The following is a 22,172-nucleotide window of genomic DNA, read 5'->3' as shown; positions in this document are numbered from 1 at the left end:
TCAGGGAGTTTTCCACGATGCCGTTACGGACCCAAGAGAACTGGCCCCACGGCGCGATCATGCAGGACGCCGAACACACACAATTTGCGCTGTGGGCGCCGGATGCGTTTTACGTCAGCGTGGAGTTGGAGGACGGACAGTCACTGCCGATGCTACCGCAGGCCGATGGTTGGTTTGTGATCAAGACCCGTTGCCCGGCGGGCACGCATTACCGCTACAACATCGATGGCGAACTTGAGGTGCCCGACCCGGCCTCCAGAGCACAGGACGGCGATCTCGACCGCCGCAGCGTGGTAGTCGATCCGCTGGCCTATCAGTGGCGACACACCGAATGGCGCGGTCGGCCGTGGAGCGAAGCGGTGATCTACGAGCTGCACGTCGGTGCGCTTGGCGGATTTGCCGAGGTCGAACAGCACTTGCAACGCTTGGTTGAGCTGGGTGTCACCGCCATCGAACTGATGCCGCTGGCGCAGTTCCCGGGTGATCGAAACTGGGGTTACGACGGCGTCCTCCCGTACGCGCCGCAAGCGTCCTACGGCACCCCGGAACAACTCAAGCACCTGATAGACAGCGCCCACGGCCACGGTCTGGCGGTGATTCTCGATGTGGTCTACAACCACTTCGGCCCCGATGGCAATTACCTGCACCGTTACGCCAAAGGCTTCTTTCGCGAGGACAAACATACCCCGTGGGGCGTGGCGATCGATTTTCGACGTACCGAGGTGCGCGAGTTTTTCATCGAAAACGCATTGATGTGGCTGCTCGAATACCGCTTCGACGGCCTGCGCCTGGACGCGGTGCACGCCATCGAAGATCCGGACTTTCTCAGTGACATGGCCCAGCGCATCCGCCAGCAGATCGACCCGACCCGTCATGTCTGGCTGACCGTGGAAAACGAGCTCAATCAATCGAGCCTGCTGGAGAATGATTACGACGCGCAGTGGAACGACGACGGCCATAACGCTTTACATGTGTTGCTGACCGGCGAAACCGATGCCTATTACGCCGACTATGCCCTGCAACCCACCGAGCAATTGGTGCGTTGCCTGAGTCAGGGCTTCGTGTTTCAGGGCCACATCACCCGCCATGGCGAACCCCGGGGCGAACCGAGTGAACACCTGCCTTCGACCGCGTTTGTCCTGTTCCTGCAGAACCACGATCAGATTGGCAACCGCGCCTTTGGCGAGCGCCTGCATCAACTGGCCGATCCTCGCGCGGTGCAGGCAGCAACCGTGCTGTTGCTGCTGTCGCCGATGATCCCGATGATGTTCATGGGCGACGAGTTTGCCGCCGAGCAGCCGTTCCAGTTCTTCACCAGCCATCACGGCGAACTGGCGGAGTTGGTACGCGAAGGCCGGCGCAATGAATTCGCTGCGTTCGGTGCCTTTAACGATCCGCACAAACGCGAGCAGATTCCCGATCCTAACGCCGAACAAACCTTCCATGCCTCACAGCCACGGCTGATTGGTAACGGCACGCCACTGCAACAGCAAACCCTCGCGCTGTACCGGCAACTCCTGCAATTGCGCCATAAACACATCATCCCCCACCTGTCTGGTACTCAGGCGCTGGGAGCGCAAATGCTCGGCCATGGCGCCGTCAGCGCACGTTGGCGCCTGGGCGATGGCAGTGAGCTGCGAATCGACCTGAACCTCAGTGATACGGCGGTGGTCAACCCTCCACGGACCGGCGCAGTGTGGCTTTTTCAAAAGCCACCTGCCGTCGAACTGTCGGATGAGGGCCTGCTGCCCCCGTATTGCGCGCTTGTCAGCCTCACGGCCGCAACCCCTTTGCAACCTTTGGATGGAGAGCGCCTATGAGCGATGCGCAACTGGAAATTCTTGCAAGCAGAGCCGGCCTTGCCGTCGACTGGATCGACGCCAACGGCCGCCCGCAAAAAGTCGCCCCGGCGGTGTTGCGCAATGTCCTGATCGGCCTTGGCCACCCTGCCAGCACCTCCCAGGAAATCGACGCCAGCCTGCTTGAACTGCAACAGGTCCAGCAAGACCGTAACCTGCCGCCGCTGCTGACCAGTGATGTCGGCGTCGGAGTTGACCTTGCGCGTTATTTCAAACCTGAAACCCCGTGTGAGATCCACCTTGAAGACGGTTCGCGTATGAGCCTGAAACTCGATTCCGAGTCGGTACTGCCCGGCCTGATCCCGGTCGGCTATCAACAGGTTCACATTGACGATCAATACTTCACACTTGCCGTGGCGCCTGAGCGCTGCTTCAGCGTCGGCGACGCGGTCGACAATCCGATCCCGCGCGCCTGGGGTCTCAGCGTGCAGCTATATGGCCTGCGTCGCCCCGGCGATGGTGGCTTCGGCGACACCCAGGCACTGGAAGAACTGGCGCGGGTGGCCGGTGAACGCGGTGCCGACGCACTGGCGATCAGCCCGCTGCACGCGATGTTCAGCGCCGACACCGGGCGCTACAGTCCATATTCGCCATCCAGCCGTTTGTTTCTCAATTCCCTGTATGCCTCACCCGGCGCAATTCTCGGTGAACGGGCTTTGCGCGATGCGATCGACAGCGCTGGTCTGGCCGAGCAGTTTGCGAAACTGGAAGACCTGAAACTGATCGACTGGCCCGCCGCTGCCGAGGCCAAGCTCAAACTGCTTCAAGCCCTGTACGACGGATTCACTGCGGGCGATCACCCGTTGCACCCGGACTTCGCCAGTTTTCGTCATGCCGGTGGCGAGGCACTGGAAAACCACTGCCGCTTCGAAGCCATCCAGGAAATGCGCGCCGCACGTGGCGAAAGCCTCGACTGGCGCGAATGGCCAGAACATTGGCACGACCCGCGCGGCGCCGCCCTCGAAGCGTTTGCCGAAGAATATGCCGAGCGCATCGGTTACTTTGCGTTCTGCCAATGGCTGATCCACCGATGCCTGGAGCGTGCGCAAACCGCCGCGCGCAGCGCCGGCATGGGCATCGGCCTGATCGCCGACCTTGCCGTGGGTGCCGATGGCGCTGGCAGTCAGGCCTGGAGCTTTCAGGACGAACTGCTCGCCTCGCTCACCGTTGGTGCGCCGCCGGACATCCTTAATCGCTCCGGTCAGGGCTGGGGGATTTCCGCGTTTTCCCCCGAAGGCCTGATCCGCAACGGCTTTCGTGCCTTCATCGAAATGCTGCGCGCGAACTTCGCCCACGCCGGCGGTTTGCGCATCGACCATGTCATGGGCCTGCAACGCCTGTGGGTGATTCCCAACGGCGCGGCACCGGCCGACGGTGCCTACCTCTATTACCCGGTGGACGATCTGTTGCGCTTGCTGACGCTTGAATCCCATCGTCATCAAGCGATTGTGCTCGGCGAAGACCTCGGCACCGTGCCCGACGGTCTCCAGGAAAAACTCATCGCCCGCTCCATGCTCGGCATGCGCGTGCTGTTGTTCGAACAGGACAACACCCGTTTCAAACCGATTCTCGACTGGCCGGATAACGCATTGGCGACCACCAGCACTCACGATCTGCCGACGCTAAACGGCTGGTGGCATGGCCGCGACATCGACTGGAATTCGCGACTGGGTTTTGTCGATGCCAACGGCGAAATCGAATGGCGCCGGCATCGTCAACGGGAACGTGAAGGCCTGCGCGGAGCGTTGAGCCAAGACCCGCAGAACTTTCGCGAAGAGTCCCACGAGGCCGATCAGGTGGTGGACGCCAGTGTGCGTTTCCTCGGGCATACTCGCGCGCCGCTGGTGTTGCTACCGCTGGAAGACGCGCTGGGCATCGACGAACAAGCCAATCTGCCAGGCACGATCGATACGCATCCGAACTGGTCGCGGCGCCTGCCCGGCGCCAGCGAAGCTTTGCTCGACGGTGCGGATGCAGCGCGGCGTCTTGAACTATTGGCGTGCGCACGCCTTCAGGCAGCCGAGCGTGACCAATGAATCAGGCGCTCATCCAGCCATTGCGCGCCACCCTGCGCCTGCAATTTCACAAAGGCTTCACCCTTGAACAGGCGGTGCCACTGGTTCCGTATTTCGCCCGTCTGGGCATCAGCCACATCTATGCCTCACCACTGCTCGCGGCGCGGGCAGGTTCGATGCACGGCTACGACGTGGTTGATCCGACTCAGGTCAACCCGGAACTCGGCGGCGAACCCGCGCTACGGAACCTGGTCAGCGCCCTGCGCGAACACAACATGGGCCTGATCCTCGACATCGTCTCCAACCACATGGCGGTTGGCGGCAGTGACAATCCATGGTGGTTGGACCTGCTGGAATGGGGACGCCTGAGCCCCTACGGTGAGTTCTTCGACATTCAGTGGCACTCGCCGGATCCGTTGATGGAAGGCCAGTTGCTGCTGCCGTTTCTCGGCAGCGATTACGGTGTCGCGTTGCAGGAAGGCACGCTGAAACTGCATTTCAATGCGCAGAACGGCAGCTTCCACGTCGAGCATTACGATCACCGCTTCCCGATCTGCCCGAACGATTACGGCGAATTGCTCAAACCCGAAGATGCGCTGAAATCGCTCGCCGATCATTTCAGTGCCCTCAGCTATCAGACTCATGCCCATTCACTGGCTGGCCCGCTGAAGGAAGAACTGCGGCAACTGGCCAGAGATCCGCAGATCCTTGAAGCCATCCAGCGCAATCTGGAGCATTACGACTCAACTACTGAGGAAGGCTTCCACAAGCTCCATCAGTTGCTGGAGCGCCAGAGCTATCGCCTCGCCAGTTGGCGCACGGCGGCTGACGACATCAACTGGCGGCGTTTCTTCGACATCAATGAGTTGGGTGGTTTGCGCGTCGAACGTCCGGCGGTGTTCGAAGCGACCCACGGCAAAATCTTTCAGTTGATCGCCGAAGGGTTGGTCGACGGTTTGCGCATCGACCATATCGACGGCCTCGCCGATCCGCGCGGTTACTGCCGCAAACTGCGTCGGCGTGTTGACCTGTTGGCGCCGGGACGGCATCTACCGATCTACATTGAGAAAATCCTCGGCGCTGGCGAAACCCCGCGCCGCGACTGGGCGGTGGACGGCACCACCGGTTACGAGTTCATGAATCAGCTGTCGTTGCTGCAACACGATCCGGACGGCGAATTCGTACTCGGTGACTTGTGGCAGCGCCGCACCGAACGCCCCGCCGCGTTTATCGAAGAAGCACAACTGGCGCGTCAGCAGATCCTCAATGGCTCGCTGGCCAGCGATTGCGAAAGCGTTGCCCAAGCGCTGCTGCAAGTGGCCCGCGATGACCTGATGACCCGCGACCTGACCCTCGGCGCAATTCGCCGCGTACTACAGGCGTTGATCGTGCATTTCCCGGTGTATCGCACCTACATCAGCGCGATGGGTCGCTCGGCGCAGGATGACGTGTTTTTCCAGCAGGCCATGGACGGTGCGCGGCAGACTCTCGGCGAAGGCGACTGGCCAGTGCTCGACTGTGTCGCTGCGTGGCTCGGCGGCACCCCATGGCGACAAAAGCCACGCGGACGCTCGCGCAAAATCCTCAAACATGCCTGCGTACGCTTCCAGCAATTGACTTCGCCGGCGGCCGCCAAAGCCGTGGAAGACACCGCGCTGTATCGTTCGGCCGTGCTGCTGTCGCGCAATGACGTCGGCTACAACACCGAGCAGTTCAGCGCGCCGGTCAGCGATTTCCACGAGATCAATCAGCAGCGCCTGGCTCAATTCCCCGATAACCTGCTGGCCACTGCCACCCACGACCACAAACGCGGCGAAGACACCCGCGCGCGCCTCGCGGTACTCAGCGAGCGCAGCCACTGGTACGCCGAACAGATCGAACTGTGGCGCGCCCTCGCCCGCCCTGTGCGCGTTGACGAGCAAATGCCGTCGACCGGTGATGAGCTGATTCTCTATCAGGCGCTGCTCGGCAGTTGGCCGCTGGATTTGCATGACGGCGATCAGGCAGGTTTTGCCGACTACGCCAAACGCATCTGGCAATGGCAACAGAAAGCCCTGCGTGAAGCCAAGCTGCAAAGCAGTTGGAGCGCGCCGAACGAAGCCTATGAAAACGCCGCGCAGGCATTCACCGAAAAACTCCTCACCGGTGAAGAAGGTGAACTGCTGCGCGCAGCGTTGAGCAAGACCGTCAACAGCATTGCCGCAGCCGGCGCGCTCAACGGCTTGGCGCAAACCTTGCTGCGCATGACGGTGCCGGGAGTGCCGGATTTGTATCAAGGCAACGAGTTCTGGGACTTCAGCCTGGTCGATCCGGACAACCGTCGGCCGGTGGACTACCCCGCTCGCGAGCAGGCTTTGGCGGCGCAGGCGCCGACCACGGAGCTGCTGTCGAACTGGCGTGACGGTCACATCAAGCAAGCCTTGATCGCCCAGGTGCTGAACCTGCGCGCTGAACACGCCGAGCTCTTCCGGCGTGGCACGTACCTGCCGCTGGAGGTGCTGGGCAGCCAGGCGCATAACGTGCTCGCGTTTGCTCGCGAGCATGAAGGTCAGCAAGCCATCGTGATCGTGCCAATTCGCTGCGCGACATTGCTGGAAAACAGTGCCGTCCCGCAAATCGATGCGCTGCGCTGGGGCGATACGCGGGTGGTTTTACCGTTCGCCGCCTCTGACAAAAATCTGAAGGGACTTTTTGCAACCACAGCAGTCACAAAAAACAGGGAGCTGAATGTCAGCGACGCGCTGGGGGATGTCCCGGTCAATCTCTTTATCCAACACTTAACGTAAGCATGAGTTCAGTTCAGGAGCATTGCGATGAGCACCGACGATAAACGCATCCGCGAATTCGCCTATCAGATCTGGGAATCCGAAGGTAAGCCCGAGGGCCACGAAGAACGCCACTGGGAGATGGCGCGCAAACTGGCCGAGGCCGAAGCACTGGCACCGAAGAAATCACCGAAGGCTGCCGGCAGCAAAACAGCAGGCAAAACCGCCGAGGTGAAGGCGCCAGCCGCCAAGCCCAAAGCCCCGGCCAAAGCCAAGCCGGCGAGCGCCGCCAAAGTCGTGCCACCGGGCGAAAAAGCCGTCGAGAAAAAGCCCAAGGTGCCACGCAAGCCCCCGGCGAACTGACGCCCCCCCGATTATTGAACTGAATGACTGTGTGGCGGGCTTGCTCGCCACAGAGGGCCAACTCGCCCTGAAAAAACACACTACCGCCATGCTGGTGAAAACTTATGTGGTGAGGGGATTCAGCGAAACGTCGCACCGCCCCGATGGGTCGCGAAGCGGCCCCAGAACAACCAATGCGGAACATCTGACACCCCGCATTCAATGATTTTGCGACTGCTGCGCAGCCGATCTGGGATAAATCCCCTCACCACAAAAGCTTCCCCCCACTGGTCAGGTATCAACCGAACTACCCCGATTTTTGCAGGAGCAATCATGACCCGTCCAAAAAAAGCCGAGCCCGCACAGCACGCCGAGCCCTCGAGAATTCGTGAGGGGCTGCCCTTCCCGCTCGGTGCGACCTGGGATGGCTTAGGGGTGAACTTTGCCCTGTTCTCCGCCAACGCCACCAAGGTCGAACTGTGCATCTTCGACGATGCCGGTGAAGTCGAGCTCGAACGAATCGAACTGCCCGAATACACCGATGAGATCTACCACGGCTACTTGCCCGACGCCCATCCGGGGCTGATCTATGGCTACCGCGTCTACGGCCCGTATGACCCGGCCAACGGCCACCGCTTCAACCACAACAAATTGCTTATCGACCCCTACGCCAAACAACTGGTCGGCCAACTCAAGTGGTCCGAAGCCTTGTTCGGCTACACCATCGGCCACCCCGACGCCGACCTCAGTTTCGACGAACGCGACAGCGCTCCCTTCGTGCCCAAATGCAAAGTCATCGACCCGGCGCATACCTGGGGCAACGACCAGCGCGTCAGCGTGCCGTGGGACAAAACCATCATCTATGAGACTCATGTGCGCGGCATCAGCATGCGCCACCCCTCTGTGCCGGAAAACGTGCGCGGCACCTTCGCCGGTTTGATGAATGACGATGTGCTCAAGCACATTCGCAGCGTCGGGGTTTCATCGGTCGAGTTGCTGCCCATCCACGCTTTCGTCAACGACCAGCACCTGCTGCACAAGGGCATGACCAACTACTGGGGCTACAACAGCATTGCGTTCTTCGCCCCGGACCCGCGCTACCTGGCCAGCGGCAAGATCGCCGAGTTCAAGGAGATGGTCGCGCACCTGCACGAAGCCAATCTCGAAGTGATCCTCGACGTGGTCTACAACCACACTGCCGAGGGCAACGAGCAAGGCCCGACCCTGTCGATGCGCGGCATCGACAACGCCTCGTACTACCGGCTGATGCCGGACGACAAGCGCTTCTACATCAACGATTCCGGCACCGGCAACACGTTGGATTTGAGTCACCCGTGCGTCTTGCAAATGGTCACCGACTCGCTGCGTTATTGGGCCAGCGAGATGCATGTCGACGGTTTCCGCTTCGACCTGGCGACTATCCTCGGCCGCTACCACGACGGTTTCGATGAGCGGCACAGCTTCCTTGTGGCCTGCCGTCAGGACCCGGTTTTGCGTCAGGTGAAAATGATCGCCGAACCGTGGGATTGCGGCCCCGGTGGCTATCAGGTCGGCAACTTCCCGCCGGGCTGGGTCGAGTGGAACGACAAATTCCGCGACACCGTGCGCGCGTTCTGGAAGGGTGACGACGCCCAGGTCGCCGACTTTGCCAGCCGCATGACCGCTTCCGGCGAGATGTTCAACCAGCGCGGCCGGCGGCCGTATTCATCAGTGAACTTCATCACTGCCCACGACGGCTTCACCCTCAACGATCTGGTGTCGTACAACGACAAGCACAACGAAGCCAACGACGAGAACAATCAGGACGGCAGCAATAACAACCTGTCCTGGAACCACGGCGTTGAAGGTCCGACCGACGATCCCGAAATCAACGCCCTGCGCCATCGGCAGATGCGCAACTTCTTCGCCACGCTGCTGCTGGCCCAAGGCACGCCAATGATTGTCGCCGGCGACGAATTCGCCCGCACGCAGGATGGCAACAACAATGCCTACTGCCAGGACAGCGAGATCGGCTGGGTCAACTGGGATCTGAGCGAGGACGGCAAGGCCCTGCTCAAATTCGTCAAACGCCTGATCAAGCTGCGTCTGGCTTATCCGATCCTGCGTCGTGGGCGCTTCCTGGTCGGCGAGTACAACGAGGACATCGGCGTCAAGGACGTGACCTGGCTCGCCCCGGACGGCACCGAGATGACCACCGAGCATTGGCATGACGCGCACAACCGTTGCCTGGGCATGTTGCTCGACGGCCGCGCGCAGGAAACCGGGATTCTGCGCAAGGGTGCCGACGCGACCCTGCTGCTGGTGGTCAACGCCCACCACGACATCGTCAACTTCACCTTGCCGGAAGTCCCGGAAGGCAGTTTCTGGACCTGCATGGTCGACACCAATCAGCCGGCGATCCGAGGCCAGGAGCGCTTCGACTTCGGTCACGAGTACTCCGTCACCGGACGTTCGCTGCTGCTGTTTGAACTGCAACGTGAAGAAGAAGACTGATATGGACTTGCAGAACTATCTGGCCCGCCGTCCACCGGACTATGCCGACACGTTAGCTCTCGGTGGATGCCTGCGGGCCATGGTTGAAGCCGGACTGGATCGTTTACCGCTGCCGGGCAGCGGTCACACGCTGGAGCGTTTTCGGCATCTGGCGAATGTCGGCGGGCATGATCTGGGGTTATGCAAACTCTATGAAGGCCATACCGACGCGCTGGCAATCATCGAGCAATTGGGTGGTTCGCCAACGCCCGGCAGCACGTGGGGCATGTGGGCGGCCGAACCGCCGCAAGCGCGGGTGCAAGTGCGTCCCGCCGGGCATATGGTCACGCTCAATGGACGAAAAGCCTGGTGTTCCGGCGCCGCCGTGCTGAGCCATGCGCTGCTCACCGCGTGGGATGCCGATGATCAGCAACAATTGGTTGCCGTCGCACTGGATCAACCGGGCGTGACCGTTACCGATCAAGGCTGGCAAGCGGTGGGCATGGGCGCCACCGGCAGCGTCGAAGTGCTGTTCGACGGCGCCGAAGCGCAGGCCATCGGCAATCCCGGTGATTACCTGCAACGCCCAGGCTTCTGGCAAGGCGGGATCGGCATCGCAGCGTGCTGGTATGGCGCTGCGCGGCAAATCGGTGAATACCTGCGCAAGCAATGTGCTCATCGAGACGAGCCGCATGCCCTCGCCCATCTCGGCGCGGTCGACAGCGCGTTGCAGGCGGCCGCCGATGTGCTGCGCTTCAGCGCCTTGCACATCGACGCAAATCCCGAGGACAGCGCCGAACTGCTGGCCCGACGCGCCCGCGCCGTGGTGGAACAATCCGCCGAGCAAGTCATCCGTGAGGTCGGACGTGCCTTGGGTGCCGGGCCGTATTGCAAGGATCGGCATTTCGCCCGACTGATCGCCGATCTGCCGGTGTTTCTGCGTCAAAGCCACGCCGAACGCGACCTCGCCGGCCTCGGCCAACTGGTTGCCGCTCAACCCGAAGAGACATGGACGCTATGAATGTGGTCAAGAAAGATAATCCGATCGTCGGCCAAGGCACGTCCCTGCACCAATGGCAGGATTCGCGGCAACTGGCGCAATTGGACAGCATTGATATTCAAAGTCTGGTTCCGCCGTGCGCAAGAGCAGTAATCATCGCGCCACACCCGGACGATGAAGTGCTCGGTTGCGGCGGCCTGCTGCAATTGCTCGCCGCTGCCGGCCGCCCGCTGCAACTGATCTCGGTCACCGACGGCTGTGCCAGCCACCCCGGCTCCGAGCGCTGGCCAGTGGAGCGCCTGAGCGTGATCCGTCCGCAGGAATCCGCCGAAGCGCTACGGCGCCTCGGCCTGCCCATGCATCGAGTGAAATGGCTGCGTGGCGGTTTCACTGACACGCAAGTAGCGGCGCAAGAAGCTGAGCTGAGCGACTTTATCGAGCGGCATCTGCGCCCCGACGATGTCATTTTTACCACTTGGCGCGAGGACGGCCATTGCGACCATGAAGCCGTCGGTCGCGCCAGTGCCGAAGCGGCGCGCAGAGTCGGCGCAACCTGCCATGAGCTACCCGTGTGGACCTGGCACTGGGCAACGCCTGAAGACGTGTTGGTGCCGTGGCAACGAGCACGCAAGATTCTTCTGTCGCCTGAGCAAGTGGCGCGCAAACGCCACGCAGTACACGCCTTCGCCAGCCAGCTGGAAGGCGACGCGGCCGCCGGACTCGCCCCGGTGCTGGCGCCGTACGTGCTCGATCGCCTGCTGCAACCGTTTGAAGTGGTGTTTCTATGAGCGTCGAGGATCGTTACTTCGAAGGCCTGTTCGCCGGCAACGATGACCCGTGGGCGTTCCGCCAGCGCTGGTATGAGCAACGCAAACGCGCGATCACCCTCGCCGCTTTGCCGCGTCCGCATTACCGGTCGATTTTCGAGCCGGGCTGCGCCAATGGCGAGTTGAGTGCCGAACTGGCCGGTCGCTGTGATCGACTCCTGTGCTGTGACACCGCGAGCGCTGCGGTGAGTCTGGCGACCACGCGATTGAGCCTGTTTGATCACACCGAAGTACGCCAAAGTCGTTTGCCCGGCGACTGGCCGGAGGAAAAATTCGACCTGATTGTATTTAGCGAGATCGGCTACTACCTCGACAGTAAAGATCTGACAGAAGTGATCCGCCGGATCAGTGATTCCCTGACCGCCGACGGCCAACTGCTGGCCTGCCACTGGCGACCACCCATCGACGGCTGCCCGCTAAATGCACGGCAGGTTCACGACTTGATCCACGAACAATTGCACTTGCCGCGCCTGGTGCTGCATCAGGAGGCCGACTTTATTCTTGAAGTATGGAGTCGCGAACCGCGCTCGGTGGCATCGTTGGAGGGCTTGCGATGATTGGCATTTTGATCCCGGCGCACAACGAGGAAGACCTGCTCGACGAATGCCTGAACGCCGCGCTAAGGGCCAGCCGGCACGGTTTGCTCGCTGGCGAACGGGTTGAAGTGCTGGTGGTGCTCGACAGTTGCACTGATCGCTCGGCGCAGATCGTCAGCGGTTATCCGGTGCAGAGCCTGCATATTGATGCACGCAATGTCGGCCAGGCCCGAGCCGCTGGCGCACAGCTGTTGCTTGAGCGCGGGGCGCGCTGGATCTCCTGCTCCGACGCCGACAGTCGCGTCGCCGATGATTGGCTGGTGGCGCAACTCGGGTTGGGTGCGGACGCGGTATGCGGTACGGTCACTGTCGAGCGCTGGCATGAATCGTTCGATCAAGCGGCACAAATTCGCTATCACCGGCACTATCGGGCCTGCGAGGGCCACCGGCATATCCATGGCGCCAATCTGGGCGTCAGCGCCGATGCCTATCGTTGGGCTGGAGGCTTTAAACCGCTGGCTTGCGACGAAGATGTGCAACTGGTGCGGGCGCTGGAACTGGCCGGCGCGAACATCGCCTGGAGCCATCGCCCGCAAGTTCACACCAGCGCCCGTTTCGACAGCCGCGCGCGTGGTGGATTTGGCGACTACTTGCGAAATATGGCACAGATGACACAAAAAAAAGCGGATCAGATTGATCTGTGACGCGACGAACCACGCTTCATGAGCAATACTCTTCTGCGCGGCAATCCAGGGTTCGGAGCACCGCACGGCAATCAACCAGCCTTCACGGGTCGGCCACCGCAGATGTTTCTGGCTGTGGGCACGATTGAGGGCGAGACAACACAAGGACGTCGTACCCATGAAACCGTTATCGCTCATCGAAAACAGCCCGTCGGCGCAAATCTGGAACAGCGCCGCGCAACTCGACAATATTCCCGTGATCAACACCCGCAGTCTGGTACCGCCCGGCGCCCGCGCCGTGGTGATCGCCCCGCATCCCGGGGATGAAGTGGTGACCTGCGGCGGCCTGCTGCAATTACTCTCAAGTCTCGGTCATCCGCTGCAATTGCTCTCGATCACCGACGGCAGTGCCAGCCACCCCGGCTCGCGGCAATGGTCGGAAAAACGCCTGAGCGTATTTCGCCCGCAGGAAAGCGTCGAAGCCCTGCGGCGCCTCGGCTTGCCGATGCACAGCCTGAAATGGGTGCGCGGCGGTTTCACCGACAACGCCTTGAGCGACCAGCATGTTCAACTGACCGAGTTCATCGGCCGCTACTTGCGGCCAGGTGACGTGGTGTTCAGCACTTGGCGCGGCGATGGCAATGACGATCATGAGGCGGTTGGTTGCGCTGCCGCCGAAGCCGCCGAACTGGCCGGGGCGACCTTCCACGATGTGCCGGTCTGGGCATGGCACTGGCCAGAGCGCGATCAAAAACTGATCCCCTGGGAGCGCGCACGCAAACTGCGCCTCGACACCTGGACCGTCGCGCGCAAGAGCCACGCTACCCACGCGTACGCCAGTCAGCTCAAGGGCGAACCGGCAATCGGCATCGCCCCGATGCTGCCACCGGTGATTCTGGAGCGGATGCGTTTGCCTTACGAAATTGTTTTCGTCTGAGCAAAGCCTGTGCGTTCACATCAATGACCACTCGTCGCCACCTGTCAGATCTGACAGGTGTCTAATTCATCGTTTAGCGCTCTGATAGCTCCTGCCCGTTCCCTCTGCGCAGGAGCTTCGCCCATATGACTACCTCAAACCCACCAGACAACACCATTCTCGTGCTCCGCCCACCCCGAGTACCTGAAGCCACTACCCCGGTAGTCGGCGCCATTTATGGTGTGCCCAAACATGTCTATGACCTCAAACCCATGGGCCTGACAATCGCAGTCGATCCGCCGGCGTCGGGTACGGTTGATGCCGGCGATGTCATCCGACTCGTGCTGAACGGCGCCAGCACCGAGGCCACAAAAACCATCCCGGATGGCGGAGAGAACAACATTCAAACGTTGTATCTGCCCATAGGCCTGCTGCTGACAGACCTTGTCAATGAACTCGTTTACACCATCACCCGCGGCAGTCTGAACAAGGGGACTTCGACGCCGGCGCTGACATTGCTGTACAACCGCATCCGTCCTGGCCTCAAAGATCGCTTGACCGATCCCGGTGGTCACTCCGAACTCAAATTGCTGCTGCCCGACGCCATCAAGAACGGCGTCGCCCCGGACTTCGTCAGCGCAGAGGTGTGTGTGGCGTACCCCTACTGCCGGGCTTACGACCGCATCAGCCTCAAATGCAACGGCGAACTGATGACGGCCGATGTCAATCCGAATCAGGCGCCGCAACCACCGGATCATGGCTCCGAAGTGCCGATCACCATCTGCTTCACCGTGGATCGCGCTTACCTGGACAAGGCGAAACGGCTGGATCACAAACTGAATTTTTCCTACACCGTCATCGACCAGCTCGGTAACGGCCCGGACACCGATGCACCGTGGTCGCCGGCGCAGACCGTGGATGAGGATCTGGATGGTGTCCTGCTGCCCATGCCGATTCTGCTGGAACGGCTGGAAGATTTTCCGGGTGATGATGCGAGCATCATCGATCTGGAAAAACTCGCCGGTAATCCGTTACTGATGGTTGTGATAACGGCGGACAGCCGTTTTGTGGCCGGTGACGATGTCCTTGCCACCTACACCGCGAAAAATACAGGCCAACCCGCCGACGTGGTAGTGACTGTCCCCGGCAAAGTAGAAGCGGATCCTTTCGGTTCCAAGAAAACCTTGTTCCTTGAAATGGCCAACGACAAGGTCTTCGCTGGCAGTAGCGTGACGGTGACCTACGAACTGCGCCGCCCCAACGGTGATCTGGTGGGTAACTCAAAACCCGCGAAGGCCACGGTGACGGGTGCGGCCCCGATTAAATTGTTGAAGCCAAAAATCAAGCAAGCCCCCAACGATACAAGCCTCGAGCCGCTCGCTGCCAAGGACGCCCTGACGGCCGTGATTCCAGCCTACCCCAACATGATCGGCACGCAGGTCACCGTGACCTGGAGCGGCACCGCCGGTTCGGGCAGCCAGACCGTCGGCCCCATCAATGTGAGCACGCAAGGGGATCTGAACATCCCTCTGGACAACGCAGTCGTGGCGTTCAACCTTGGTAAAACGGTGACGGTGACCTACATCGTGACCGGCAATAGCACACCATCGGATCCGCTGGATCTGAGTGTGCTGCCGATTGCCGATGAAAACCCCGCCATGGGCATACCGTTAATCACCCAGGCGGCCAACAATGGTGCCGGCCCCGAGTTCGACGTCAGCAAGCTGACCACTGCCGCAACCGTGCGAGTGAACCGTTGGCCACTGATTGCGCTGGCTCAGTACGTCTGGCTGCGCCTGACAGGCACCAAAAAGGATGGCAACAACTACGACGAAACGTTTTGGCAACCACCGGGCTCGCAAACCAACAGTACCTGGATCAGCCAAGGCTATTGGGAGCGCTTGATCCCCCTCGCCACCTTGCAGAATCTGAAAGACGGTAGCGAACTGACACTGGAGTTCAAAGCCGGACTTGGCGGAAGTCAGGACGTTGGTCTGGCGCTAATCTTCAAGAAACGCATTTATACCGTCAAGGCCGTTGAGGATGTGAAGCCTGAGATCACAATGATCACCGGCTCGCCGAGTGGAGACGAGATTCAACCGGACGGCATCACTGTGGAAACGGCAGTGATCCTGACGGGCACTGCCGCCAAGGACCAGGATGTGAAAATCCTCGACGGCGACACACCCAAGGCCGAAGCCACGGCCGACCGCGTCACTGGCGTCTGGACCAAACTGATCACGGGGTTGAATGTGGGCGCCCACAGCTTTATCGCCGAGGCGTTGTATGGGGCAGCTCAGAAGTCTGACCCGAGAGTCGTCAATGTGCGAGAAAAACTGTCGATCACGTGGGATTTCAATAACGGCAATCTTCAGGGGTGGACTCCCCAAGGTGGGTATGCCTGGAAAGACAACTGTTACAACGAAAACGGCACTGTTCGGTGTAACACCAACTATCAAGGCGAGTTTCCTGGGGATCATAGTGGCAATGTCATGGTAATCCCGCTCTCGGTCTTGGCAGGAAAGACTTACGACTTTGGTTTTTCAGTGGCGGCTATTACAAACAGCGGCTATTCGACAAGACTTTGTTTGAAAATTGACGACATAGAAATTGGAGGACAGGTCGATACACAAAATCAGCCTGGGGTCTGGAAAAACGGTTCAGGTCTCTACACGGCCTCCTCCACCAAGGTTGTGACGTTCGCGGTCAAAAACTTTGTGGGCAGTGGCGGTGGTAATGACTTCTGGATTGATAACATCTGGGTACGTGAGCGGTAGAAACAGCCTCCAGCCCGGTGGGTGTGGGTGTGCGCCTGCTCGCTCCCACAAGGGGCTGAGACAATTTCGGACGATTTGTGGCGGTTGACGGGTTTGGCCTCACTCCCTATCCTCGCGTCCGTCACGACTCATTCGTGATCGGGTTTGACGGCTCGGCGGTTTTTTAAGGTGTGCACTGTTCTCCAACTTTGCTCGCGCGCTTGCGTGCTCGATACAAAGCTCAATGGTGACTGTGCGCGGGGCACTTTCGAGTGCGCCGGGTACCTTAGACCGGTCCGTCAACCTGCGCACAGTTGCCACCCATTCGTTTGACGGCGACCGAGTGGCAGCTCTTGATGACTAAGGAGCTACACCGATGACCGATCCAACCACAACTTCCACCCCCTTCGCCCGCTGCGACCACGTCGCCCACCACCTCTTCGCCGTACAACCCGGCATCCCCTTACTCGACGCCCTGGAACACGCCGCCGTCTACCTCAGTTGCGCCGAAGCCCTCGCCCATCAAGCCCCTACCGCCACCCGCCCGGAACACAGCGGTTCGTTGAACTGGGCCTGTCAGCAGATGCTCGGCAGCGCACGCGCGCTGGTGCAGGCTTCGATTGATGGTTTGCACGCTGCACGCGCCGGAGGTGAAGCATGAATTCGCACATCTCGATGACCCACAACGAAGACAGCATTCCCGTCCTGCTCGTTTCCACCCAAGCGCCGCTGGATGTGTTGCACACCAGTGCGGCCAGTCGTTTTCTGGCGGTGACGCAGATGATGGAAAGCCTGGCCAGCCTGGATATCTCGTCAGCCAAAGGTGCCGATGTGCAGCAATTGGCCCACGCGGCGGCGATGTTGCTGCGCGATGGCTGTGATGTGATGGATGTGTTGGGGCGGCAGATTCGATTGCGCGTCTGATGTAGGAGCTGCCGAAGGCTGCGATCTTTTGATCCTGAACAACAAGATCAAATGATCGCAGCCTCGTTTCACTCGACAGCTCCTACACTCGTTGGCTGTGTTGATTCAGAAGGAACCGCCACCCCCACCCATCAGTCGCATGAATACGCACTCAGGATTCAGAGGAGTAACCGTGTCCAGCGATCCCAAGCGTCACACCGTCGACGCGCCCGTCATCCATCGCCTGCGCGTGCTGACGGTCAATACCCACAAGGGCTTCACCGCGCTCAACCGGCGCTTCATTCTCCCGGAGCTGCGCGAGGCGGTGCGCAGTACCTCGGCCGATCTGGTGTTTTTGCAAGAAGTGGTGGGTGAGCACGAGCGGCATTCGAACCGCTACAACGAATGGCCGCAAACTTCACAATATGAATTTCTCGCCGACAGCATGTGGAGCGATTTCGCCTACGGGCGCAACGCGGTGTATCCCGATGGCCACCACGGCAATGCATTACTGTCGAAATACCCGATTCGCGAATACCGCAATCTCGACGTGTCGATCACCGGCCCCGAGCGCCGTGGCTTGTTGCACTGCGTGCTGGACGTGCCGGGACATGCCGAAGTCCATGCGATCTGCGTGCATTTGAGTCTGCTGGAAAGCCATCGCCAATTGCAGTTGCAACTGCTTTGTCAGTTGCTTGAGTCACTGCCCGACGATGCCCCAGTGATTATTGCCGGCGATTTCAATGACTGGCAGCTTCAGGGCAACGCCGCCCTCGCCCGTCGCGACTATTTGCACGAAGCCTTCGAACGTCATCACGGGCGTCCGGCCAAGACGTATCCGGCACGGTTTCCATTGTTGCGTCTGGACCGAATCTACCTGCGCAACGCCAGCAGTCATGACCCGCAGATTCTCGGCAACAAGCCGTGGACGCACCTGTCGGATCACTTGCCGCTGGCGGTTGAGGTGCATCTTTGACACTGCTTGCACTAAGACCGTCTGTCAGAAGTCTTTGATCATCGCGAAAAAACAACTACACCTTAAAAAGCTGAAGGATTGGCACTTTCAAAACGTTAGGGTACAGATCTCACGTAGTTCATTAGCTTCAGAGGCATATAGATCAAGCACCCATTCAAGGATGAATTCCCCAATGGCTAAACCAGGGAATTGCCGTGATGCGATCTATCAGATCTCTGAGAATTTTGCCGCACACCTTTATTTTGCCTGCCTCCCTCGTTCTGCTCGCCAGTCCACCGGCCTGGTCGGCGTGTGTGTTGACGCCCGGCGCAGGGAACGATGCCTACACTTGCGACAGTGGCAGTAGCGGCCCGTTGACCGACCTCTCCGGTAACAACAGCCTGACCCTCCCCGCCAATGGCAGCGGCCAGATCAACGGCAGCGTGACCTTTGGTGCAGGCACTGACCGGGTCGAAATCAACTCTGGCGTCATCACTGGCGCCGTCAATCAAGGCGCGGGCATCGATGACTTCGTCATGACGGGCGGCTCACTGGGATTTCTTGCTCAGGGTGACGGTCGCGACACGTTCCTGATGACCGGCGGCACCATCGTTGCAGCCTTCGAGGACGGCGATGTCGCGCGCATGACCGGCGGCACCATCGGCCGGGTCGACATGAAGCTCGACAACAATATTTTCGACCTGTCCGGCGGGCAGATCATCGGCAATCTGGTCACCGGATTCGGCACCGATACCATCATCGTTTCGGGCGGCCGGATTGGCGGCAACGTCAGTGTCAGCGGTGGCAACGACAGCATTACCTTGACCGGTGGGGAAATCGTCGGCGAGATCCGCGCCAGCGCCGGTGATGACCGCTTGCTATGGGACGGAGGCGGCATCATCCGCTCGGCGATCCTGATGGACGTCGGCAATGACAGCGCCACCCTGCGTAATCTCGATGACAGCATTCTCGCACTCACGCCCAACGTTGATGGCGGCGTCGGCAACGATGTGCTGACCTTCGACAACACCCGCACCGGCCTGCCCACGCGCTTCAGCAATTGGGAAACCGTCAACCTGAGCAACGGCTCGCAACTGGATCTTGGCTCAAGCAACCTTGTGTTGGGTGATGCCGGAACCGGCAGCGGCGTGCTGAATGTCGATGCCAGCAGCGTCGTGCTGTCCACGCAAGGCTCTGTGTCTCCCGCCGTGGCCGGGCAAGCGGTGACGTTCAACAACGCAGGCGTCATTGACCTGACCCGCGGCAACAGCCGCACCGACGACACGCTCACCGTACAAGGCAACTACGTCGGCAACAGTGGTCAGTTGTTATTGCAAAGTGTGGTCGCAGGCGACGACTCGCCCAGTGACAAGCTGGTGGTCAGTAACGGCAGCCTGAGTGGCGGGACAGTGATCAGCGTCACAAATCTTGGCGGGTTGGGCGCGCTGACTCAAGCCAACGGTATTCAACTGGTGCAGGCGCAAGGCAGCACGGTCAGCGCCGATAACGCCTTTACCCTGAACGGCCCGGTCTCCGCCGGGGCCTACGACTACTACCTGTTCAAGGGCGGCGTGACTGCCGGTACGGAAAACAGTTGGTACTTGCGCTCGGCCATTGTCGCGCCACAAGTGGTGAGTGTGCCTAACCCTGATCCGAGCTTGCCGCCGATTCTGGTGCCTGTGGTTGCCACGCCGATCGCGGCCGTGGCTCCGACTGGCAGTCCGCCATTGCCGGTTTTGCCCGCAGCCGTGGCGGGTGCCGCGCCGATTCCTCTGTACCGTCCGGAAGTTCCGACCTGGTCGGTGCTTCCGCCTGCCGCGGCGCAACTGACCCTCAATGCGCTGGGTACTTTCCATGATCGTCAGGGCGACCAGCGCCTGCTCAGCGAGACTGGCGCGTTAGGCGCAAGTTGGGGCCGGGTCTATGGCAAGAACCTCGAACAGACCTGGGCCGGCACCGTCACCCCGCGTCTGGATGGGTCGCTCAATGGCTTTCAAGTCGGCACCGACCTGTACGGCTCGCAGACCTCCGGCGGCCAGACCCAACGCATCGGTTTCTTCGTCGGCCATAGCCGTTTAAAAGGAGACGTCGATGGTTTCAATGAAGGTTTCGAGGGCAACAGCGCCGGCAAAATCAAACTTGAGGGCGACAGCTACGGCCTGTACTGGACGTTGACCGATCCCTATGGCTGGTACATCGATACCGTGGTCATGGGCACGCGCTTCGATGGCGACAACCATTCTGATCGAGGCGTAAAACTGGACAATCGCGGGCATGCGCTGACCGTGTCGGCAGAGGCTGGCTACCCTTTGCCAATCAACGATACCTGGGTGGTCGAACCGCAAGCACAGGTCATTCACCAAAAGATATCCCTCGACAGTCAGGACGACGGCATTTCGCGTGTGTCGTTCGACTCCGACGGTGCGTGGACCGGCCGGCTCGGCGCGCGGATCAAGGGTCGATATGAAGTCAGCGGCTTACCGGTAGAACCCTACCTGCGGGCTAATCTGTGGCACACGTTTTCCGGCACCGACTCGGTAACCTTTGGCGACAGCGATGTGATCAGCACTGAACAGAAGTCCTCAACGGCGGATCTCGGACTGGGTGTGGTAGTCACCCTTGACCGCGCCGTCAGCGTTTACGCCAGCACCGATTACAGCCGCAATATTGACAGTAATGACCTGCGCGGCGTGACGGGGAACCTGGGAATCCGGATTAGCTGGTAGACCTTCCGTCGGTAATAAAACACCTCTGGCGCGGGGCTTTCATGGCGTTTTTCCATACAAACAAACACTTAGTTATGTACAGAAAAACAAACGCTTGCGAATCCCGATTTACCACTACCGCTCATCGTTCAATTTCTTGACGCACGGGCACAGCTCTTCTTATCTCTACCTTACTACCCCGAGATTTACTTCCGGGGCGACCCTCAGGACACTCGCGAAATCGAGCGGCCACGGTTCGCCCCGCTCCATTCGGTCGCCCCTCGTTCGGGGTAGGAGAGACGCCATATCGAGATGCCACATGCGCTTGCAAGGTAGACCTCCATGAAAACTTCATTCCACACACACGAGATCAAAATAAGCTTCTGCACAGTGTCGAGTTCTCTCTTGCTGTGCTCATCCATGGAGGCGCAGGCCGGCCCTGCGGCGGATGAAACGACCCCGTGGTATCGAGAGAACGTACCGGTCATGACCCTGCCCGCGACAGTGATCACGCCCGGTCCGCAACGCATCAACCCGCGCCCGGACCTGCGAGGGGCCACCCTCATCACAGAAGATCTCGCCCCGGGCGCCTGGGAGCAGCTTTACGGGCGCAGTGCCCGACAGGCACAAACCGACGTGCTGTCCGCAAGCTTCGCAACGCCTGGCAGCGGTCATTTCAAAGGTCCCGCCGTCCTTACCCTGCGAAGCGGCAATGGGCCTACCCAGACCCTAGGACTCATCGGCGGTCAGAACCAGATTCAAGCCAATGGCAACGGGCTGATCACCAGCCGCGCCCTCAGCGACCCGACCACCGATACGCTTAACCTCCAGGGCCAAAGCCTGGGTGCGTATTACAGCCTGACGGGCGCGCAGGGCTGGCACGTCGACTTGTCAGCCAGTGGTGGCCGGGTCAGCGGTTTTAGCCGCAACGAACAAGGAGCACGGCAAGCCACCGAAGGCAGCGCCATGACTTTCTCGGTCGAAGGCGGCTACCCGATCGGTTTGAGCGAAAACTGGGTGGTGGAACCTCAAGCGCAACTGATCAATCAGCGCATCACCCTCGACACACCTTACGCGGGCTCTGGCAATGCCTCTTCCACGGATGTGACCTCCTGGAGCGGGCGCGTCGGTGCGCGTTTGAAAGGCAGTTATGACTTGAATGGCTTGCCGGTCGAACCCTACGTGCGCACCAACCTCTGGCACACGGTGTATACCGGCAACACGGTGACACTGGATCAGGTCGACAAGATCAGCAGCAGCCGCAAGTCCTCGACCGTCGAGTTGGGCTTGGGTCTGGTGGCGCGGGTGACGCCGGCCGTGAGTCTGTATGTCAGCGCCGATTACAGCAGTGATGTCGATGACAATGATTTGAATGGCTTGATCGGCAGTCTGGGCGTGCGGATGAGGTGGTAGGAAAAGATCAAAAGATCAAAAGATC

The 22,172-nt window shown here is 60.4% G+C and carries 16 protein-coding genes; all 16 read left to right on the top strand.

What is annotated here, in order from left to right:
- The first annotated feature begins 17 nt into the window (after window positions 1-17).
- The 16 genes from treZ (at window position 18) to ACA069_RS13920 (ending at window position 22,147) form a co-directional block, all read left to right on the top strand.
- Window positions 18-1,820, top strand: a complete 1,803-nt coding sequence (treZ, locus tag ACA069_RS13995) for a malto-oligosyltrehalose trehalohydrolase (RefSeq protein WP_497618089.1) — start codon at window positions 18-20, stop codon at window positions 1,818-1,820.
- Window positions 1,817-3,895: a 4-alpha-glucanotransferase gene (malQ, locus tag ACA069_RS13990; protein WP_497618087.1), complete on the top strand. Its 2,079-nt coding sequence runs from the start codon at window positions 1,817-1,819 to the stop codon at window positions 3,893-3,895. Before treZ ends, malQ begins: the two co-directional genes overlap by 4 nt.
- Window positions 3,892-6,660 (top strand): malto-oligosyltrehalose synthase, encoded by a 2,769-nt coding sequence (locus ACA069_RS13985; RefSeq protein ID WP_497618085.1) that lies wholly within the window; start codon window positions 3,892-3,894, stop codon window positions 6,658-6,660. The genes malQ and ACA069_RS13985 overlap by 4 nt, the downstream gene beginning before the upstream one ends.
- 27 nt (window positions 6,661-6,687) lie before the next feature.
- Window positions 6,688-7,002, top strand: a complete 315-nt coding sequence (locus ACA069_RS13980; RefSeq protein WP_187678319.1) for a DUF2934 domain-containing protein — start codon at window positions 6,688-6,690, stop codon at window positions 7,000-7,002.
- A 312-nt stretch (window positions 7,003-7,314) separates the two neighbouring features.
- Complete coding sequence (gene glgX, locus ACA069_RS13975; protein WP_187678318.1) at window positions 7,315-9,474, top strand: glycogen debranching protein GlgX; 2,160 nt, start codon at window positions 7,315-7,317, stop codon at window positions 9,472-9,474.
- A 1-nt stretch (window position 9,475) separates the two neighbouring features.
- The gene (locus ACA069_RS13970; protein ID WP_497618243.1) at window positions 9,476-10,474 is read left to right on the top strand and encodes an acyl-CoA dehydrogenase family protein; all 999 of its coding nucleotides are present in this window, start codon (window positions 9,476-9,478) and stop codon (window positions 10,472-10,474) included.
- Window positions 10,471-11,241, top strand: a complete 771-nt coding sequence (locus ACA069_RS13965; protein ID WP_497618242.1) for a PIG-L deacetylase family protein — start codon at window positions 10,471-10,473, stop codon at window positions 11,239-11,241. Before ACA069_RS13970 ends, ACA069_RS13965 begins: the two co-directional genes overlap by 4 nt.
- Window positions 11,238-11,837 carry an SAM-dependent methyltransferase gene (locus ACA069_RS13960; protein ID WP_489879826.1) on the top strand — a complete coding sequence of 200 codons (600 nt, stop codon included), beginning with the start codon at window positions 11,238-11,240 and terminating at the stop codon, window positions 11,835-11,837. The genes ACA069_RS13965 and ACA069_RS13960 overlap by 4 nt, the downstream gene beginning before the upstream one ends.
- Window positions 11,834-12,520 (top strand): glycosyltransferase family 2 protein, encoded by a 687-nt coding sequence (locus ACA069_RS13955; protein WP_497618082.1) that lies wholly within the window; start codon window positions 11,834-11,836, stop codon window positions 12,518-12,520. The genes ACA069_RS13960 and ACA069_RS13955 overlap by 4 nt, the downstream gene beginning before the upstream one ends.
- A gap of 157 nt (window positions 12,521-12,677) precedes the next feature.
- Complete coding sequence (locus tag ACA069_RS13950; RefSeq protein ID WP_401267357.1) at window positions 12,678-13,436, top strand: PIG-L deacetylase family protein; 759 nt, start codon at window positions 12,678-12,680, stop codon at window positions 13,434-13,436.
- A 125-nt stretch (window positions 13,437-13,561) separates the two neighbouring features.
- Window positions 13,562-16,192, top strand: a complete 2,631-nt coding sequence (locus tag ACA069_RS13945; protein WP_497618080.1) for a hypothetical protein — start codon at window positions 13,562-13,564, stop codon at window positions 16,190-16,192.
- A 355-nt stretch (window positions 16,193-16,547) separates the two neighbouring features.
- The gene (locus ACA069_RS13940; protein ID WP_497618078.1) at window positions 16,548-16,832 is read left to right on the top strand and encodes a DUF3077 domain-containing protein; all 285 of its coding nucleotides are present in this window, start codon (window positions 16,548-16,550) and stop codon (window positions 16,830-16,832) included.
- Entirely contained in the window at window positions 16,829-17,095 is a 267-nt protein-coding gene (locus ACA069_RS13935) for a short-chain dehydrogenase (protein WP_401265068.1), read from the top strand. Before ACA069_RS13940 ends, ACA069_RS13935 begins: the two co-directional genes overlap by 4 nt.
- A 172-nt stretch (window positions 17,096-17,267) precedes the next feature.
- On the top strand, window positions 17,268-18,050 hold the full coding sequence (locus tag ACA069_RS13930; protein ID WP_187678313.1) for an endonuclease/exonuclease/phosphatase family protein: 783 nt from the start codon (window positions 17,268-17,270) through the stop codon (window positions 18,048-18,050).
- A gap of 197 nt (window positions 18,051-18,247) precedes the next feature.
- Window positions 18,248-20,755 (top strand): autotransporter family protein, encoded by a 2,508-nt coding sequence (locus ACA069_RS13925; RefSeq protein ID WP_497618075.1) that lies wholly within the window; start codon window positions 18,248-18,250, stop codon window positions 20,753-20,755.
- A gap of 321 nt (window positions 20,756-21,076) precedes the next feature.
- Window positions 21,077-22,147, top strand: coding sequence for an autotransporter domain-containing protein (locus tag ACA069_RS13920; RefSeq protein WP_497618073.1), 1,071 nt, complete (start codon window positions 21,077-21,079; stop codon window positions 22,145-22,147).
- Window positions 22,148-22,172 lie beyond the last annotated feature (25 nt).

This window comes from Pseudomonas sp. LBUM1652 (genome assembly GCF_059716105.1).
Note: the sequence above shows the minus strand (reverse complement) of the source record. Positions and strands in the feature narration are given on the sequence as shown.

Excerpts from the sequence above, each read along its gene's own strand:
- treZ (WP_497618089.1), top strand. The coding sequence starts at position 18 with ATGCCGTTACGGACCCAAGAGAACTGGCCCCACGGCGCGATCATGCAG.
- malQ (WP_497618087.1), top strand. The coding sequence starts at position 1,817 with ATGAGCGATGCGCAACTGGAAATTCTTGCAAGCAGAGCCGGCCTTGCC.
- ACA069_RS13985 (WP_497618085.1), top strand. The coding sequence starts at position 3,892 with ATGAATCAGGCGCTCATCCAGCCATTGCGCGCCACCCTGCGCCTGCAA.
- ACA069_RS13980 (WP_187678319.1), top strand. The coding sequence starts at position 6,688 with ATGAGCACCGACGATAAACGCATCCGCGAATTCGCCTATCAGATCTGG.
- glgX (WP_187678318.1), top strand. The coding sequence starts at position 7,315 with ATGACCCGTCCAAAAAAAGCCGAGCCCGCACAGCACGCCGAGCCCTCG.
- ACA069_RS13970 (WP_497618243.1), top strand. The coding sequence starts at position 9,476 with ATGGACTTGCAGAACTATCTGGCCCGCCGTCCACCGGACTATGCCGAC.
- ACA069_RS13965 (WP_497618242.1), top strand. The coding sequence starts at position 10,471 with ATGAATGTGGTCAAGAAAGATAATCCGATCGTCGGCCAAGGCACGTCC.
- ACA069_RS13960 (WP_489879826.1), top strand. The coding sequence starts at position 11,238 with ATGAGCGTCGAGGATCGTTACTTCGAAGGCCTGTTCGCCGGCAACGAT.
- ACA069_RS13955 (WP_497618082.1), top strand. The coding sequence starts at position 11,834 with ATGATTGGCATTTTGATCCCGGCGCACAACGAGGAAGACCTGCTCGAC.
- ACA069_RS13950 (WP_401267357.1), top strand. The coding sequence starts at position 12,678 with ATGAAACCGTTATCGCTCATCGAAAACAGCCCGTCGGCGCAAATCTGG.
- ACA069_RS13945 (WP_497618080.1), top strand. The coding sequence starts at position 13,562 with ATGACTACCTCAAACCCACCAGACAACACCATTCTCGTGCTCCGCCCA.
- ACA069_RS13940 (WP_497618078.1), top strand. The coding sequence starts at position 16,548 with ATGACCGATCCAACCACAACTTCCACCCCCTTCGCCCGCTGCGACCAC.
- ACA069_RS13935 (WP_401265068.1), top strand. The coding sequence starts at position 16,829 with ATGAATTCGCACATCTCGATGACCCACAACGAAGACAGCATTCCCGTC.
- ACA069_RS13925 (WP_497618075.1), top strand. The coding sequence starts at position 18,248 with ATGCGATCTATCAGATCTCTGAGAATTTTGCCGCACACCTTTATTTTG.
- ACA069_RS13920 (WP_497618073.1), top strand. The coding sequence starts at position 21,077 with ATGAAAACTTCATTCCACACACACGAGATCAAAATAAGCTTCTGCACA.